Here is a 17919-nt window from a genome sequence, read left to right on the forward strand (position 1 = left end):
CTTTTAACCGCACTGCTTATGTTCGTCTGGACAGCGGTTGCTGCCCAGGAGTTATACATGCCCCGTAATATCCGGAACGCTGTAAAAAGGGGAACCCGTACCACAACAGGTTTGCCCGGCCCCAACTATTGGCAAAACAGGGGGGTGTATGAGATCAGTGCCACCGTAAATACCGGAGAAAAGTCCGTTTCAGGAAAAGAAAAGATCAGCTATTCCAATAACAGCCCGGATACCCTGAAATCGGTGGTGATCCGTTTTGTAAACAATATTCACAAACCGGAGGCGCCAAGGGCCGGGCAGGTACCCAAAGACTTTTTGACCCCGGGGTTAAAGATCTCCGGGTTTACTGTGAACGGCGAGCGCTATCCGGTCAACAGCGATGACTGGGGAACTGTCAGTAATATAAAACTTCATACACCTTTGCTGCCCCGGTCAAAGGCAGCATTTGAGATCGAGTGGTCCTATCCTCTATCAAAACTCAGTGGCCGTGAAGGCCAGATTGATCCGAATACGTTTTTCTGTGCCTACTTCTATCCGCGAATCTCGGTATATGATGACTACAACGGGTGGGATCTTCTGCCACATACTGATGGGGGTGAGTTTTATAATGATTTTAATGACTATACGGTTTCCGTCAAAGTGCCCACCAACTACGTGGTTTGGGCAACCGGAACCCTGGAGAACGCAAAAGAAGTATTGCAGCCCGCTGCATTTAAGCGCTTCCGCGAATCGCAGTCCTCCAATAAAGTCATCCATGTGGCCACTGCCAAAGACATGGAACAGGGTGCGGTAACCAATTTCAGTGAATGGAATGAATGGAAGTTCACGGCCCGGAATGTTACCGATTTTACATTTGCCACCAGTAACCATTTTGTATGGGATGCGGGCAGTGTAGCGTTAGCGGATGGCAGCGGTTTAAAAAGAGTGAGTGTGCAGGCTGCATATAAGGATACGGCGGCTGATTTTAAAAATTATGTCGAGTGGACCAAATATGCCATCCAGTGGTATTCAGATCACCTGCCGGGTGTTAACTATCCATATCCCTCTATGACGGCCATCCAGGGATATGCAGATATGGAATATCCCATGATGGTGAATGATGCCTCTTTAAGAGACCTGATGGATTCCCGGCTTACGGTGGATCATGAAGTGGCACATACTTACTTTCCCTTTTATATGGGCGTCAATGAAACGCGTTATGCCTTTATGGATGAAGGCTGGGCCACCACCTTTGAGTACCTGATCGGTATTTCAGAGAACGGGAAACATGCAGCAGACAGCGCCTTTAAGAGTTTCCGGATAAAGAACTGGATCCGCAACCCGGCAACAGAAATGGATCAACCCCTCATCACAATGTCGTCCCAGTTGTCCGGGGCAGGGTATGGAAGAAATTCCTACGGGAAAGCCGCTCTGTCTTACCTGGCCTTAAAAGACCTGCTGGGAGAGATCCCGTTCAAAAAGGCACTGATCAGTTATATAAATACCTGGAACGGGAAACATCCCGTTCCCTGGGATTATTTCTATTCCATCAATGCCGCCGCAAAGCAGGATCTTAACTGGTTCTGGCAAAACTGGTTCTTTAGTAACAACTATATCGATCTTAACGTTAAGGAAGCCCGGTCCGGCAATAACAGTACCACCATCACCCTGGAAAATGTTGGCGGGTTTGCCGTGCCCTTTGATGTGATCATAAAACCGGAAAACGGAAAAGAAAAGCAGTATCATTACACACCGGCAATATGGAAGGGGAGGGAACGGGCAGTTACCTTAACAGTGCCCAGCAGTGGAAAAATCGAAAAGGTTATTATTGACGGAGGGATTTTTATGGACGCCACTCCACAGGACAATAGTTATCTGTTATGAAAAAAGAAGCAACAAACGCATTCCGTCAGCAATGGATTGAGTACGTTTATGGATTACAGGATCGCATCTGCAAGGCACTGGAAGCAGAAGATGGCCGTGCCGTTTTTAAAGAAGATAACTGGCAGCGCGGCGAAAACGGAAAAGGCGGTGGCGGGCATTCCCGTATTATGGAAAACGGCGCCGTTTTTGAAAAAGCCGGTGTAAATGTCTCCGTGGTATACGGACATATTACCGAAAAGATGCAACAGGTGTTGCCGGTGAATGAAGGCACCTGGTTTGCCTGCGGCATCAGCCTGGTGCTGCATCCTGAGAACCCCTTTGTGCCCACCACACATGCCAACTGGCGTTATTTTGAGGCACATGATGAAGAAGGTACCGTTACCCATCGCTGGTTTGGTGGTGGTGCAGACCTGACGCCTTATTATTTATTTGAGGAAGATGTGATCCACTTTCACACAACAGTAAAAGAAGCGATTGACCCTTTTGGGCTGGAGTTATACCCAAAGTATAAGCAACAATGCGACGAGTACTTTGCTAACAAACACCGGGAAAATGAAATGCGTGGGGTAGGCGGTGTGTTTTATGATCACCTCTATCTGAACAGCGAAGAGGAAGCGGCACGGTTACTGGCCTTTCAAAAAGCCAATGGAGACGCCTTCCTGGATGCGTATCTGCCCCTGGTGCAAAAAAGGAAAAATACTCCCTGGAACGCTGAACATAAAAAATGGCAGGAGATCCGGCGGGGTCGCTATGTAGAGTTTAACCTGATCCATGACCGGGGAACGATCTTCGGTCTGAAAACAAAGGGCCGCACCGAAAGTATTTTAATGAGTTTACCACCCACTGTACGGTTTATATATAATTACGAGCCGGAACCCGGAAGCCCGGAAGAGAAATTATTACAGGCCTGTAAACACCCGAGAGCATGGGTTTAAGATGTAGGATGTCTGATTTTTTGATATCCGATGTGTAAACAGTTAACGTATGAATAGAAAAGAATTACAGGACAGAACGAAGCAATTTCATGTGGAAGTGATCAAACTTTGCGAAAACTTTCCAAAGAATGCTGCAGGTTTTGAAACGGCCAGACAACTCATTCGGGCCGCGGGTTCTGTTGGAGCGAATTACAGGGCCTCTGCCAGAGCCGAAGTCTTCAAACGATTTCCTATACAAGATAGAAGTTGTTTTAGAAGAAGCGGATGAAAGTCATTACTGGCTGGAGGTAGTTAAGGGTGCTCAGCTGCATAGCGGTGATGCACTCGATAAATTAATTAGGGAAGCGAATGAATTAACCGCAATTTTTGCGGCTACAGATAAAACGAACAAAGCAAAAATCAAAAAATCAGATATCATAGATCAGAAATAAACAAGTTATGATCATACAACATAGAAACCGGATTTTAAGAAGGACCGCCGCCATCCGTGAGATGGTTGCGGAAACACAATTACGCCCCGGCGATTTTATTTTGCCCGTTTTTGTTACAGAGGGTAAAGATGTGGTGGAAGCCATCAGTTCCATGCCGGGTTATTTTCGACGCTCACTCGATAAAACGGTAGAAGAGGTAAAGGAATTGTGGAGCCTGGGTATCCGGAGCGTATTATTATTTGTAAAATGTGATGACGCGCTTAAAGATAACACGGGTAAGGAAAGCTGGAACCCGGACGGGCTGATGCAGCAGGCAGTAAAAGCGATAAAAGACGCGGTTCCGGAAATGGTGGTAATGACCGATGTGGCCCTGGATCCTTATTCGGAATACGGACATGATGGTATAGTGGATGTAAAGAACGGTTATATTGTGAATGATGAAACGGTAGAAGCCCTTGCAAAGATGAGCCTTTCGCACGCGGCTGCAGGAGCCGACTTCATTGCGCCCAGCGATATGATGGATGGACGTATCGGGGTCTTCCGCAAGGCACTGGAAGAAAATGGCTTTTCCGGAGTTGGTATTATGAGCTATTCCGCAAAATATGCCAGTTGCTTTTATGGCCCTTTCCGGGATGCCCTGGACAGTGCCCCGGGTTTTGGTGATAAGAAAACCTACCAGATGAATTATGCCAACCGGGTAGAGGCGATCAATGAAACGTTAAAGGATGTGGCCGAAGGCGCGGATATTGTAATGGTAAAACCAGCGATGGCCTACCTCGATATTATCCGCGAAGTGAAAAATGCGGTTACCGTTCCTGTAAGCGCCTATCATGTGAGTGGCGAATATGCCATGATTAAGGCCGCGGCCGAGCGGGGATGGCTGGATGAAGAAAAAGCCATCCTGGAAAGCTTGACTTCCATTAAAAGAGCGGGTGCCGATCTCATCGCTACTTATTTTGCCAAAGACGCCGTTCGTTTATTACAGTCCTGATCTGATGCAGCAAAATCTTGTACAGAAATACAATATCCAGGGCCCCCGGTACACCAGTTACCCTACCGTTCCCTATTGGGAGCCGGAACATTTTACTACCGGGGCATGGACGGAAGCGCTCATACGCAGTTTCCGGGAAACCAATACCACACAGGGGATCAGCGTGTATATACACCTGCCGTTCTGCGAAAGCCTCTGCACATTTTGTGCCTGTCATAAGCGCATTACGCGGCGGCATGATGTGGAGCTGCCCTATATTCAAACCGTTTTGCAGGAATGGGAGCTGTATTGTGCGCTGCTTCCGGATCCGCCTGTAATTAAGGAGCTGCACCTGGGCGGTGGCACGCCTACTTTTTTTAGTCCGGAGCATCTGGCGCTTTTGTTAAACGGTATTTTCTCAAAGGCTGTTATTGCCCCCGCTCCTGAATTCAGTTTTGAAGGACACCCGAATAATACCACCCCCGCACATTTACAGGTGCTGTATGAACTCGGTTTCCGGCGGGTAAGCTTTGGGGTACAGGATTATGATCCCTTGGTACAAAAAGCCATACACCGCATTCAGCCTTTTGAACGGGTAGCCGCAGTAACGGCTGGAGCCCGCAGTGTAGGGTACGAAAGTGTCAGCCATGACCTGGTTTTCGGACTGCCTTTTCAAACCTGGGCCTCCATGCAGTCCACCATTGAGCGTACCATCGAATTAAAGCCCGACCGGATTGCGTTTTATTCCTATGCCCATGTACCCTGGGTAAAAGGGGTAGGACAGCGGGGATTCCGGGATACGGATCTTCCCTCGCCCGAACTGAAGCGGAAACTGTATGAAGAAGGCAAGGCGCTGCTGGAACGATCGGGGTACGTGGAAATAGGGATGGATCATTTTGCATTGCCCGGTGACGCCCTGCACCAATCATTACATAACGGGCAATTGCACCGCAATTTTATGGGATATTCTTCATCGGCCACCCAGGTGATGATCGGGCTGGGCATGTCTGCGATCTCTGATTCATGGTATGCTTTTGGGCAAAATGAGAAGTCGGTGGAAGCCTACAGGGAGCGTGTTCAGGAGGGCCGGCTTCCTGTGGTCAAAGGGCATTTGCTGAACGAAGAGGATCTGAAGATCCGGAAACATATCTTAAATATCATGTGCCGGCTTAAAACGTCGTGGCAGGAGCCGGAAATGCAATTGCCGGGATTGCCGGAGATTACCTCCCGCCTGCAGGAAATGGAACAGGACGGGTTGCTGGAAATCTTTGACGGGGGGGTAAATGTTACGGCAGCGGGCCGTGCATTTGTGCGGAATATTGCAATGGCATTTGACCTGCGGTTGATCCGCAAACAACCGGGTACGCAAATTTTTTCAATGACGGTATAAGAGCCTGTTTAAATTTTATTGATGGAATTTATTATGAAGCTATTTTGGAGCGAAACAAGGAAAATTTTGCAGGCATAGTAGGCCACTATGGCGAAAAATTTAACGTAGTTGCAGCCCAAAACAGCCATAATAAAGCCATTGAATGAATTTTAAACAGGCTCTAAGTGCTCCCGGTGAAAATTAAACCTGATAACGAATACGATCATATCCATGCAAACAATAACGATACCGGTAGATAAAAAGAAAACGCGGCGCCAGTTGGCAGGCGCCCTGGTGTTTGTGTTGCTGGGAGCGCTTTTTGTTATAAAACCCTTCCTGTTTATCCGTAGTGATGACCCATCCATGATCCGCATCATCGGGTACATCTGCACCGGTTTTTTTGGATTGTGTGCCATTGTGCTGTTTCAGAAACTAAGAAATAGAAAAGAAGTATTGGTCATTGATGCAGAGGGTATCACGGATAGCTCCAGTGGCATTGCTGCGGGGCGGGTATGGTGGCGGGATGTAAAAAGTATCCGGGTGGAGCAGGCAGCAGGTCAGTCATTTATTATGCTGGAAGTAAGGGATCCGCTGGTATACCTGCAGCAACAGCAAAATCCTGTTAAAAAACGGGCCATGGAATTAAACTACCAGCTTTACAAAACGCCGGTTGGCATTTCCGCACAGTTTTTAACGATTGGGTTTGAACAACTGCTGCCATTACTGGAAAACGCATTTAAAGAAGCCCGGAGCCGTTAAGCAGCCAGCAATCAGACATCAGTTTTCAGCTGTCGGCCATCAGCGTTCTTTAGGCCACAATAAACGACTTTCAACCACATTCAACCTGGAATGGAAGTCGATCTCGGCAAATCCCTTATTTTTATACAAACAAAAAATCCATGCAAACGGCTTCTAAGAAAGTGATCAATGGGTGGGCGATGTACGATTGGGCCAACTCGGTGTACAACCTGGTTATTACCACCACTTTTTTCCCGATCTATTTTTTAGCGGTCACCGGGAGCAGTTCCGGTGATCATAAAGTACATTTTCTGGGAAGGCAGTTTGTAAACTCTTCCCTGTATGATTATGTACTGGCAGTAGCTTATTTGTTTGTAGCAATTCTTTATCCCATTCTCACCTCTATTGCAGATACCCGGGGAAATAAGAAAAACTTTATGCGTTTTTTCTGTTATATGGGCGCACTGGGGTCGGCTACTTTGTTTTTTTTCACCAGTGATACACTCGGGTTGGGTGTGGCGGCCTTTATGCTGGCAGCTATGGGGTATGTGGGCAGCCTGGTATTTTATAATGCATATCTGCCGGAAATCGCAGCGCCGGAAGACCGGGACCGGATCAGCGCACGCGGATTTTCTTATGGTTATGTGGGCAGCGTAATTATGCAGCTGGTAGGTTTTTTGCTGATTGTTTTAATGACAGATAAGGGCATGGCTACCCGGATTACCTTTTTACTGGTTGGTATCTGGTGGTTCAGCTTTGCGCAGATCACGTTTTCCAGGCTCCCTCGATCGGCCAAAACAGGTAAGATCAGGGGCAGGGTTTTGCGGGACGGGTTCAGCGAAATAAAAAAAGTATATCTGCAGGTAAAGCAAATGCCGGTATTGAAAAGATACCTGCGCGGCTTCTTTTTTTACAGCATGGGTGTGCAAACCGTAATGCTGGCTGCTACCCTGTTTGGCAGCAAGCTACTGGGACTGCCGGACGACCGGCTGATTATATCGGTTGTTATGATACAGCTGGTGGCGGTAGCCGGTGCCTGGTATATGTCGCGGCTTTCGGCACGGTATGGAAATATTAAAGTACTGATGGGAGTGGTTGTTTTCTGGATCCTGATCTGCATTGCTGCCTACCTTACAGCCCTGGTAGCGGAAGAAGGTGGCAATGGGGAATACCTGTTTTATGGACTGGCCGTGGCTGTGGGTCTGGTAATGGGAGGGATCCAGTCACTCAGCAGGTCTACCTATGCTAAATTAATGCCCGATACAAAGGATACGGCTTCTTTTTTCAGTTATTACGATTTTACGGAAAAGCTGGCCATTGTAATCGGTATCTTTGCCTTTGGATTTATTGAAGAGCAAACGGGCAGTATGAAAAACTCAGTATTGTCACTCATCCTGTTCTTTGCCATTGGCTTCTTCTGGTTGTACTCCGCATTGGTAAAGCAGCGAAAGGCATAGTGTTCAGTTATCAGCTATCAGTCTTCAGTTCAGAGACGTTTGCTGAAAACATTTCACTCCCCACATTTCACTCCCCACATTTCACTTCTCACTTAAAAAATATGAACCTGTATACAATCAATTGCGGTCATTTCAAATTAGATGGAGGTGCCATGTTTGGCGTGGTGCCCAAAAGCATCTGGAGCGGACTAAACCCCGCAGATGAAAACAATATGTGCAGCTGGGCTACCCGGAGCCTGCTTATTGAAACCGGGGAGCGGCTGATATTGGTGGATTGTGGCATGGGCGATAAGCAAAGCGAAAAATTCTTTGGTTATTATTACCTGCACGGGGATGATGATCTTGACAAATCGCTGGCACAATATGGTTTTCATCGTGGGGATATTACGGATGTGTTTTTAACCCACCTGCATTTTGATCATTGCGGAGGCGCTATAAAAAGGGAAGGAGACAAACTGGTACCGGCCTTTAAGAATGCCGTTTACTGGAGCAATGAGGCGCATTGGGAGTGGGCCATTCATCCCAACCCCAGGGAAAAGGCTTCTTTTTTAAAGGAAAATATTCTTCCCATACAGGAAAGCGGACAGCTGCGGTGGATTGCTGCCAGGGAAGAAAAAGCATCAGAGCTTGCCACGGCACCATTCCTGGATCAGCTGGATATCCGTTTTGCCAATGGTCATACAGAAGCCATGATGCTGCCCCAGGTAAACTACAAAGGAAAGACGATTGTATTTATGGCAGACCTGCTGCCTTCCCCGGGTCATATTCCATTGCCCTATGTAATGGCTTATGATACGCGCCCGCTGATGACTATGACAGAAAAAGAAGCCTTCCTGCAGGAAGCCCTGGAAAAGGAGTATGTCCTGTTTTTTGAGCACGATCCGCAACAGGAGTGTTGTACACTGAAGGAAACAGAGAGAGGTATCCGCCCGGACCGGTTCTTTAAACTGAGCGAGCTTTAGCTATGAGCGGCAGCTTTTGGTGAGCTGCTATCAATGCTTTGGGTGTCCTGAGGCACTCCGTTACCTGAACCTGCCGGCTGGCGCGTCATCGTACACCGGCGCTGCAAAGTGAAGATCAAATCCGGGAATTGGAAAATTTCAGCATGAACGAATCATACCCGGATTGAGGGTTGATCATCTGGTATCAAAACCGGATCCGACCTGTCTGAAGGCGCTCTTCAACCCTAAAATGCTGATCGCTCAAAGCGAAGCCCTCACAGCTTAATGCTTTTTAATCAACGCGGTCATCGGGTTCTTCAATCCCTGAAAGCTGGTCATATCAATCCGTACCTTACCTACAATGATCGGACTTTCTACCCGTACCGGCACCCGGTTGGCATCATCTGTAACCCATACCACCATTTTTTCACCACCTTCAAAGATCGTTCCTTTGATCGTCAGCGGCTGAATACGTATAGTTTTAAACTTCCCGTATTTGGTGTTGATGGTTTCCTTGCCCATATAGCGGATGTACATATTGAAGACCTCGTTATCCAGGAAAACGCTAAAAGGTACTTTATCACCGGGTTTCAGACTGTTGTAATCCACATTGCGGGCGTAAAATACGGAGCTGACCACGTCGTGCACGCAGGGAGGTACTGGAAATACGCCTTCATTGGTGATAGCGGTATTGGCCGTTTTGTCAAAACTCACTTTCTGGTACTTTTTATAGCCGCCCTCATTGATATTGCGAACGAACTGCAGGGGCTGAAAGGTTTCTACATCAATGAAGGTTTCATAGGTGTCGTTGGCCTTATAAGCCCATTCGTAGGAAGAAAGGGTACGCCCTGTTCCTGTAATATGGTACACGGAACGACCATTCCACTTGATCGAAGTAATTACAAAAGATCCTGAACCCGCAGGTACAAAGGCCCCAGCCACGCTGTACCCAACTGTAAAACCTACCTTTTCACCAGCCTGGAAGGCCGTATTGGGAATGGCGCATCCGCCCGCAACCACCGTTGCCGGCCGGGAAGCTGCCTCTGTTGCTGGTTTGCTGCCGGTAAACAGCATAAAGAACGGGACCAGGAATAAACTAAGCGTTTTCATTTTTGCTTTTAAATATTCTTTTTATACCTAATACCAAAACACTTCCGATAAGTGCCGGTATGATCAGGTTAATTAACCAAATGCTTGCCGAAGTTAAGCTAATACCCAATTGATTAGCATTAAATAATCCTAATATTGTCAGGCTAAGGCTCCCCCGTACGCTCAGATCCGTAAAAAGCGCAATGGTGGGAATAATGGCCAGGATCAAAAATAATACACTGATCCCCGTCCATACCTGCCAAAAAGAAAGATCCACTTCAAACAACTGAAATAGTAAAAAATATTGCAATATAAAGATAAAAAACCTTGTTACAGATAAAGACAGCAATCGGAGCAGCAGCGTTGCATTAAACTGCTCCAATGCTTCGATGGACCAGGAGAACTTTTGACCGGAGGGGAGCCGGTTGATCCATTTGACCATCCACGAAATACGGAAATAAAAGATCAGCAGGACCACAGCGCTCAGCGCTACAATATAAAAAAGCGCATCAAACCATAGCAGGGAAATGATCCTGGCGGCAACAAGCGGCTCCTTTAAGAAGTAAAGGGAGCACAATCCCATTAAGATGGTGACCAGGAGCTGACTGGTATTGCTGACCACGGTGAGCGTAGCCGCTTTAATGCGTTTACCCTCGTTTATGTACAGGACCCGCCCAACATAATCGCCGATACTGTTAGGAGTGGAAACCGAAAAGGATACGCCGGATAAGACGGCCTTTAAAGCGCGTAAAAAAGACATCTGTTGTACGCTTTTGACCGCCAGCCGCCATTTATAGGCTTCCGTCATCCAGTTAACGGCCATCAGTATAAGAACCGCCGCCAGGTAAATGATCTTTACGCTGGAGAGGGAATCCTTGATCTGCACCCAGGATTCCGCCAGCCCTTCCTGGAGGCGCACCTGGTTATAAATAGACCAGCATAACCACGCAAACAGCAGGGGCCCCAGGAAATAATTGAAGAATATTTTGATATTTTTGTTGATCTTCATGAATCTGTGGTAAAAATAGTATCCCCTTTGCAAACAGCCGCCAAAATAATACTCGGTATTGACCCCGGTACACTCATTATGGGTTATAGTATTATCGAATGCACCCGCCAGAAAATACAGGTGCGCGAAATGCATGCCATAAAGTTTGCTGCCCGCTTAAACAATTATGAACGGCTCAGCCAGATCCATGAAAAGGTAACAGCGCTCATCCATTTATATAAACCGCATGAATTTGCCATTGAAGCCCCGTTTTTTGGAAAGAACGTGCAAAGTATGCTCAAATTGGGTCGGGCCCAGGGAGTTGCCATTGCCGCCGCCATGCATTTTGGCATTCCCATTACAGAATATTCTCCCCGTAAAATAAAGCAGGCGGTAACCGGAAATGGAAATGCCGCCAAAGACCAGGTATGGAAGATGCTGCAGCAGATCCTTTCCTTAAAAGAGGCCCCGGAGTATTTTGATGCCACTGATGCCCTTGCCGTAGCGCTTTGCCATCATTACCAGATCAGCAGTCCCATAAAAACCGTAGGCGGATTTAAGGGCTGGGAAGATTTTTTGAAGAAGAACCCGGATAAGATAAAGAAATAATCCTTTGCCGGATTGGGGATTTACGAATTGATTTTGGACGAATACTAACGGATCATTGACTTTGCCCTTTTTGATACGCAATATTTGTGTAACAAAAATCAACAGATATGAAAGCAATCTACACACTACTGCTCCTGCTTTTTGTAACATTCACTTCTTTTGCCCAACAGGGAATTACCGGTAAGGCAAGGCCTGCATATAAGTATGAGATCAACTTTGATGTTAGCAGTAAAATCGGTAGTTCGATTATTAGTACCCCTTTTTTAAAGCATGTTATATTTCGAAAAATTTCTGCTACACAGAAAGACAGCTTCAGGTATTATGACGGGATTTTGTTAGGGATTGTAAAACCCAGTGACGGAAATGTAACCTTTGGCCCGGGGTATATACAATCGCTGTCAAAAAAATATAGGGTGGCAACTATTTCCGATAGCTCTGATATACAGGTAATTGCCTATGGCATTACGCCCAACAATAAAAACTTTTTTAAATATCATGTTATCCTGGATGATAAAAAAGAGCTAACCCCATGGACAACGCCCCGGGATTTTGAACAGCAGTTTGAGGCCGAACGCCTCTATGCGGTGCTATGGAAAGGGAAAGCGCTGGCGAAGCAGGTCTATGTTGAGGTTTATGATACCCGGGATTTTGATACCCGGGAAGGGGTACTGCTGAACTGGAACCTAAAAACAAAAGAGCTTCCTCATGTTGCAGCAATGTGGGCGTCTAAAAAGTATACGAAAAAAGGGGTGCAGATGCAGGTCGATTATAATTTTAGAAAAGACTCACTCAACAGCCCGTTCTTTTCAAAATTTAATACAGAATACAACTACCCGGAAGAGCTTCATTTCCGGCAAAATGATTTTGGAGAGTTTCGTATTTATCTGGACCTGCTACCCGGAACATTTTATTCCACCACCATAAAAAAGATCATCAATGACAGCATCAGCGAGTACCGCTATGCCAGCTACAAGAGTGCCAACCCGCTTCTGTCGATCCAGGAAGATGTGTTTGCTGCACCCGGCAACTATGAAATTGAGATCTATAATGTGCATGGAGAAGAAGATGAAGAGGGAACAAAAAAACAGCGGATCCGGATCCCGGTGAGAGTATTTCCCCCGCCTCCCAAAGAAACAACGTTTACGCTAAAACAAATGGTCCCTTATGCAGCGGCAGCTACCCTGGTAGCTGCTTTTGTGTTTTACCTGTATTACCGGAGCAATAAAAGAAAAATTGCTGGTATAGAAATGGAAAAACAGATCAGTAAGCTACGCCTGCAATCGGTCCGGAACCAGCTCAATCCCCATTTTGTATACAATGCACTGGCCGGTATTCAGAACCTTCTAAACAAAAATGATAACAGGCGGGCCAATGAGTATCTCACCCGTTTTTCCCGGATATCCCGCCGGGTATTGGAGGACGCGGAAAAAGACCTGGTCACTATTGAAGATGAGGTTAAATTGCTGAACGATTATTTACAGATGGAGCAAATGCGGTTTGGATTTGAATACTCCATCCAGGTAGATGAAGCCATCGATCAGACGAATACCGAGATCCCGGCGATGCTTTTACAGCCTTTTGTTGAAAATGCAGTAAAACATGCCATGCCGGCTGTTGCTGATGGATGTATCGGAATAGCGCTGGAAAAAAGGGGTAAAAGCATCCTGGTTAAGATCCGGGACAATGGAAAAGGCTTCAATGTACACAGCGCCTCAGGCACAGGTTCTGCGTTATCTAAAAACAGGATATCTTTATTGAACGAAGTGTATAGCAATACACCCATGATCCTGGATGTTCAGTCCGGGGAAGACGGCACTACTATACTACTGACATTAAACGACTGGCTGGCATGAACGCGATCATTGTTGACGACGAAGCGCATAATATAGAGAACCTGCAGGGAATACTGAGCAGGGGCTTCCCGGCAATAACGGTGCTGGGTACGGCGGCGACCATAAACGCCGCCGCCGCACTGATTACGGCTCAAACCCCGGACCTGGTATTCCTGGATATTCAAATGGGAAAGGAAACGGGGTTTGACCTGTTAAAGCGGCTTCCCGAAAGAGGGTTTGAAGTGATCTTTGTAACGGCGTATGATCAATATGGCATACAGGCTATAAAGTTTGCCGCATTGGATTATATTCTGAAGCCCATCGACGAAAACGAACTAAAAGCAGCTATTGAAGGAGCCGTTGAAAAATGGAGCAGGAAGCAAAGCTATCAGCAGCTCAATTTTTTAATCAATCATCTTAAAGGAACAGGCAAGGCTCCGGCAAAGATCGCCCTTCCTTTATTCCAGGAAACGCGCTATGTGGCGGTCGACAGTATTGTCCGTTGCGAAGCACAGAATACCTATGTTTATTTTTACTTAAACAACGGGGAAAAGATACTGGTTTCCCGCCCGCTTAAAGAGTATGATGAACTACTGGCCCCGGGAGGTTTCATCCGTTGTCATCAAACGCACCTGGTAAACCCGGTATTTATAAAAAGCCTGCTGAAAGAGGACGGAGGCTGTTTGCTGTTAACCAATGAAGAGAAAATACCGGTATCCAAGGCCAAAAGAGATGCAGTAAAGCGGGCGCTGGCGGGATAAAAGAAAACCTGGTTTTCTTGCTGCATCGCTATGGTTACTTCCTGTTCAGCAATAGATCTGAGATGATCAGTGTAAGCCGTGAGCCATATTTTCTGACAGATTCGGCAGATTGAAAAATAGTATGTACCCCCTGACATACAGTTGTCACCGGCCGGTTTTTACTTTGTATAAAAGAGAAAAGCCTTTGTATGATGATAAGAACCGCCGTTGAAGTTTTTAAAACAAATGTGCCGGGACCGCCGGTGGCAAAAGTGCTGACAATAAAACTAAAGGCATTGTTGCCATCTGCAAAAATAAATTTTGACCTGGACGATTGTGATCATATACTGCGTGTAGAAGCCCGTCGGACAATTGATGTAGCATTGATCAGAAATTGTATATTGTACCATGGTTATGAAGCGGAACTGCTGTAATAACCTGTGAACCCCCACCTTAAATATTTATGTACTTTATAAACAAAAATCATGACAAGATTAGAAATTTTAAAGAAGGATTTTGAAAATGAAGTGTTAACCACCCGGAAATTCCTGAACATTGTTCCTGAAGACAAATGGGACTGGAAACCACACCCCAAAAGTATGAACCTGATGCAACTGACCACGCATATTGCCGAACTGCCCGGTTGGCCGGCAATGGTGTTTGACACATCTGAACTGGACTTTGCGGCATTTCCCTACCAGCCTACCGTAGTAAAAGACCGTAAGGAACTGCTTGAAATTTTTGAAAGGGAGGTTGAAAAAGCGGGTAAGTACCTGAACGATCCTGAAAATGAAAAAAAGCTGGATGATACCTGGACGCTCCGGGAAGGTGATACGGTATATGGTGTAAATCCCAAACTGGATGTAGTACGGATGAGCATTAACCAAACCGTGCACCATCGTGCGCAGCTGGGTGTATTCCTGCGCCTGCTGGATGTGCCCATTCCGGGCAGCTACGGCCCCAGTGCGGATGAATCTTTTTAAGGGTCTGGCTAATACCTGTTAGGTCTTAAAGGCCTAAGGCCTAACAGGTATTGCAAAATTTTCTTAATATTGTATATGCTTCCGCTTTGGCAAAAAGTAATTAAAAGTCCTACTTAGTACCCCGCATTCCTGCGGAGGTGCTGCCTGTTTTGGGTGTGCTTCCCCCTATAATATCATTCATTTTTATTATACATTCCCAAACACAGCGTATGGCAACAACCATTATTGAACCGTTTCGTATTAAATCGGTGGAGCCCCTGCGGTTTACCACGAAAGATCAACGCGCGGGTATTTTGGCGGAAGCCTTTTATAATCCGTTTATGATACGCGCAGATGACGTTTTGATCGATCTGCTCACCGATAGCGGCACCTCAGCCATGAGCAGCCGGCAATGGGCCGCCATGATGGAGGGCGATGAGTCCTATGCCGGCAGTAAAAGCTTTTACCGTTTTGAAGCCGCTGTAAAAAAGATCACGGGTATGAAAAATATTATACCCACCCACCAGGGAAGGGCTTCTGAGAAGATCCTGTTTACCATTACCGGCGGCCCGGGAAAATATTTTTTAAGCAATACCCTGTTTGATACTACCCGGGCCAATATTGAATTTTCGGGAGCAGAAGGGATCGACCTGCTGACGGAGGAGGCGCGGCATCCCGCCGCCATTGCGCCCTTTAAAGGCAATATAGACCTCGTTGCGCTGGAAGAAACCATAAGAGAAAAAGGTGCCGCTCGTATTGCCATGTGTATTATCACCATTACCAATAATTCCGGAGGGGGGCAGCCGGTAAGCATGGAAAATATCCGGGCTGCCGGCAGGATCTGCAAACAGTACGGGATCCTTTTTTTTATAGATGCCTGCCGGTTTGCAGAGAACTGCTACTTTATAAAACAGCGCGAAGAAGGGTATGCTGCAAAAACGGTCGGGGAAATAGCCGGCGAACTTTTTTCCTATGCTGATGGCTGTACCATGAGCGCTAAAAAGGATGCTTTTGCCAATATCGGTGGTTTTTTGGCATTGAATGACGATGATTTGACACGGGAATGCAGGAACCTGCTGGTGATCACAGAAGGATTTCCGACGTATGGCGGTTTGGCGGGGCGTGACCTGGAAGCGATTGCAGTGGGATTGGAGGAGATCATGGATGAACATTATCTGCAGTACCGCATCCGCAGTATGGAGTATATTGGAGAGAAGCTGGAGGTGGAAGGGATTCCTTTTATAAAGCCGGTGGGCGGCCATGCCGTATACCTGGATGCAAAGGCTTTTCTGCCGCAGGTGCCATCGCATCAGTATCCCGGACTGTCCCTGAGTAATGCGCTTTATATGGAGGGCGGGATCCGGTCGGTAGAGATCGGGTCCCTGATGTTTGGCAAATATGCAGAAGACGGATCCCTGGTTCCGGCGCCAATGGAGCTGGTGCGGCTGGCTATTCCCCGCCGGGTATACACGCAGAGCCACATTGATTATGTGGCAGAGATCATCATCGATGTATTTAAAAAAAGAGATGAGCTCAATGGCTATACGATTGTATATGAGGCGCCGTTGCTGCGGCATTTTACGGCAAAACTGAAACCGGTACAAGTCGAGGCCCGGGAGGGCTGAAATGCTCCTTCCACTGAATGGAGCGTTTCAGCGCCTCAAGTTTTTGATAGAGCAGGTTTAGCCCCAGCGTTCCGGTCATACCATAGTCTGTAATCGTTTTGGTTTTCCCGTTGTCGTAGGTAATGGTGATGATGGCTGTTGTTTGATCTGATGCCTGGGCCCTGTATTCTTCATATAGGTCTTCAAACTTTATGTAATTGAGCAGGCTGCCGAGCTCAGCAAATTCTTCCGGCCGCAGGGTGCCGGAAGAATGATCATTCAGTAAGGCAGAACAACGGGCATCAATAACCAGCCGGGTTTCGCCAACTGTAATAAATGCGCCGGATGTGGCGTATTCTATTTTTTGAATGGCGTATGCCGCAGGCTTCGGGTTTTCTTCAATAAAGTCGCCGTATTTAAAAATAATATTTATGGGACTGAAATGGGTGATCACTTCAAGAGTGCCGCGGTCTGGTTGCCGGATATATTTTATATACGCGGTTTTACCCCTATGCGCGATAACCGGAAAGCTGCAGGACTGGGATCCTATATCCCGGTTCAATGTTTTTAGTTCGTAATGACCGCCCTTGTCAAGGACACAAAGGATGGTGTGCTCGGGCTGATTGATAATAATCAGCAGGTCTGTTCGTCCGTCATTGTCAAGGTCTGCCTTTGACCAGGGCGTTAGTTTCAGGCTGTCTGCTATGCGCTGACAATCGCTGTCCATAAATGTAAGAGCGGAAGGTATTTTAACCTGTCTATAATGGCTGTCAATGTTGCAAAGTAATTGTACCACCTGTTGGACCGATCGGATACGGCTTATATTGTAACGTTTGACAGAAGATTGGGCATTGGCAAACGTAACTCCAAAAAGTAAAACAGCCAGCCATTTAACGAAATTTCCCATATATACGCGCTTTACTGGCATATATAACAGATGCCGTTTTTTTGCATTTTACACATTACGCCGGCGATATAACTATAAATTGGATATGATCAGCTCCTGCACCTCCTTCATTTCTTCGGGGGATAGTTTCAGCTTGGGTTGCAGGAAATTAATATCATTAGCATCATTCAGGGGGATGAGGTGCACATGGGCGTGCGGCACTTCAATGCCTACTACGCTTACACCGCAGCGGTTACAGTCAAAGCTTTTTTCAATGGCTTTTGCAACAGGTTTTGCAAATACCAGCAGTTCTGAAAGATATTCATCCGGTACATCAAACAGGTTGTCTACTTCTACCTTGGGCACTACGAGGGTGTGACCCCGGCGTAACGGCATAATGTCTAAAAATGCAATGAATTTGTCGCTCTCAGCAATTTTATAGGAAGGGATTTCTCCGGCGATGATCTTTGAAAAAATGGTCATGATATTTTGCTTTTAGGATAAA

19 protein-coding genes are annotated in these 17919 nt (G+C 46.6%); 15 read left to right on the forward strand and 4 right to left on the reverse strand.

The window, feature by feature from the left end:
• Positions 1–18 precede the first annotated feature (18 nt).
• The 9 genes from BLS44_RS21140 to BLS44_RS21175 all read left to right on the forward strand — a co-directional run bounded on the left by BLS44_RS21140 (position 19) and on the right by BLS44_RS21175 (position 8725).
• Entirely contained in the window at positions 19–1863 is a 1845-nt protein-coding gene (locus tag BLS44_RS21140) for a M1 family metallopeptidase (RefSeq protein WP_090392234.1), read from the forward strand.
• Positions 1860–2798 (forward strand): oxygen-dependent coproporphyrinogen oxidase, encoded by a 939-nt coding sequence (hemF, locus tag BLS44_RS21145; RefSeq protein ID WP_090392235.1) that lies wholly within the window; start codon positions 1860–1862, stop codon positions 2796–2798. The genes BLS44_RS21140 and hemF overlap by 4 nt, the downstream gene beginning before the upstream one ends.
• Positions 2799–2847: 49 nt before the next feature.
• The gene (locus tag BLS44_RS27045) at positions 2848–3066 is read left to right on the forward strand and encodes a four helix bundle protein (RefSeq protein ID WP_262492871.1); all 219 of its coding nucleotides are present in this window, start codon (positions 2848–2850) and stop codon (positions 3064–3066) included.
• Positions 2978–3229: a four helix bundle protein gene (locus tag BLS44_RS21150; protein WP_262492872.1), complete on the forward strand. Its 252-nt coding sequence runs from the start codon at positions 2978–2980 to the stop codon at positions 3227–3229. The genes BLS44_RS27045 and BLS44_RS21150 overlap by 89 nt, the downstream gene beginning before the upstream one ends.
• 7 nt (positions 3230–3236) lie before the next feature.
• A complete protein-coding gene (gene hemB / locus BLS44_RS21155; protein WP_090392236.1) occupies positions 3237–4220 on the forward strand; it encodes a porphobilinogen synthase in 984 nt (327 codons plus the stop codon).
• A 4-nt stretch (positions 4221–4224) separates the two neighbouring features.
• Positions 4225–5589: an oxygen-independent coproporphyrinogen III oxidase gene (hemN, locus tag BLS44_RS21160; RefSeq protein WP_090392237.1), complete on the forward strand. Its 1365-nt coding sequence runs from the start codon at positions 4225–4227 to the stop codon at positions 5587–5589.
• Between the two features lie 210 nt (positions 5590–5799).
• Positions 5800–6327, forward strand: coding sequence for an STM3941 family protein (locus tag BLS44_RS21165; RefSeq protein ID WP_090392238.1), 528 nt, complete (start codon positions 5800–5802; stop codon positions 6325–6327).
• A gap of 140 nt (positions 6328–6467) precedes the next feature.
• On the forward strand, positions 6468–7763 hold the full coding sequence (locus BLS44_RS21170) for an MFS transporter (RefSeq protein ID WP_090392239.1): 1296 nt from the start codon (positions 6468–6470) through the stop codon (positions 7761–7763).
• A 101-nt stretch (positions 7764–7864) separates the two neighbouring features.
• Positions 7865–8725 (forward strand): MBL fold metallo-hydrolase, encoded by an 861-nt coding sequence (locus BLS44_RS21175; RefSeq protein ID WP_090392240.1) that lies wholly within the window; start codon positions 7865–7867, stop codon positions 8723–8725.
• A gap of 261 nt (positions 8726–8986) precedes the next feature.
• Here BLS44_RS21175 and BLS44_RS21180 read toward each other — a convergent pair whose 3' ends face one another.
• Positions 8987–9814 (reverse strand): DUF3108 domain-containing protein, encoded by an 828-nt coding sequence (locus BLS44_RS21180; RefSeq protein ID WP_090392241.1) that lies wholly within the window; start codon positions 9812–9814, stop codon positions 8987–8989.
• A complete protein-coding gene (locus BLS44_RS21185; protein WP_245729338.1) occupies positions 9801–10802 on the reverse strand; it encodes a lysylphosphatidylglycerol synthase domain-containing protein in 1002 nt (333 codons plus the stop codon). The genes BLS44_RS21180 and BLS44_RS21185 overlap by 14 nt, the downstream gene beginning before the upstream one ends.
• A gap of 27 nt (positions 10803–10829) precedes the next feature.
• Between BLS44_RS21185 and ruvC the strand changes: the two genes are divergently transcribed.
• The 6 genes from ruvC (at position 10830) to BLS44_RS21215 (ending at position 16549) form a co-directional block, all read left to right on the forward strand.
• Positions 10830–11390 (forward strand): crossover junction endodeoxyribonuclease RuvC, encoded by a 561-nt coding sequence (gene ruvC / locus BLS44_RS21190; RefSeq protein WP_090392302.1) that lies wholly within the window; start codon positions 10830–10832, stop codon positions 11388–11390.
• A gap of 107 nt (positions 11391–11497) precedes the next feature.
• Entirely contained in the window at positions 11498–13243 is a 1746-nt protein-coding gene (locus BLS44_RS21195) for a sensor histidine kinase (protein WP_090392243.1), read from the forward strand.
• Positions 13240–13983, forward strand: a complete 744-nt coding sequence (locus BLS44_RS21200; RefSeq protein ID WP_090392244.1) for a LytR/AlgR family response regulator transcription factor — start codon at positions 13240–13242, stop codon at positions 13981–13983. The genes BLS44_RS21195 and BLS44_RS21200 overlap by 4 nt, the downstream gene beginning before the upstream one ends.
• A gap of 188 nt (positions 13984–14171) precedes the next feature.
• Positions 14172–14396 carry a hypothetical protein gene (locus tag BLS44_RS21205; protein WP_245729339.1) on the forward strand — a complete coding sequence of 75 codons (225 nt, stop codon included), beginning with the start codon at positions 14172–14174 and terminating at the stop codon, positions 14394–14396.
• 51 nt (positions 14397–14447) lie between these two features.
• Complete coding sequence (locus BLS44_RS21210) at positions 14448–14945, forward strand: DinB family protein (RefSeq protein ID WP_090392245.1); 498 nt, start codon at positions 14448–14450, stop codon at positions 14943–14945.
• Positions 14946–15154: 209 nt separating this feature from the next.
• Positions 15155–16549: a tryptophanase gene (locus BLS44_RS21215; protein WP_090392246.1), complete on the forward strand. Its 1395-nt coding sequence runs from the start codon at positions 15155–15157 to the stop codon at positions 16547–16549.
• Here the strand turns inward: BLS44_RS21215 and BLS44_RS21220 are convergent.
• Both BLS44_RS21220 and BLS44_RS21225 read right to left on the reverse strand, forming a co-directional pair.
• The gene (locus BLS44_RS21220; protein ID WP_143019874.1) at positions 16503–17435 is read right to left on the reverse strand and encodes a DUF6438 domain-containing protein; all 933 of its coding nucleotides are present in this window, start codon (positions 17433–17435) and stop codon (positions 16503–16505) included. The genes BLS44_RS21215 and BLS44_RS21220 overlap by 47 nt on opposite strands.
• A gap of 72 nt (positions 17436–17507) precedes the next feature.
• Positions 17508–17897: an HIT family protein gene (locus tag BLS44_RS21225; protein WP_176954505.1), complete on the reverse strand. Its 390-nt coding sequence runs from the start codon at positions 17895–17897 to the stop codon at positions 17508–17510.
• Positions 17898–17919 lie beyond the last annotated feature (22 nt).

The organism is Niabella drilacis (assembly GCF_900101395.1).
Lineage (GTDB): Bacteria > Bacteroidota > Bacteroidia > Chitinophagales > Chitinophagaceae > Niabella > Niabella drilacis.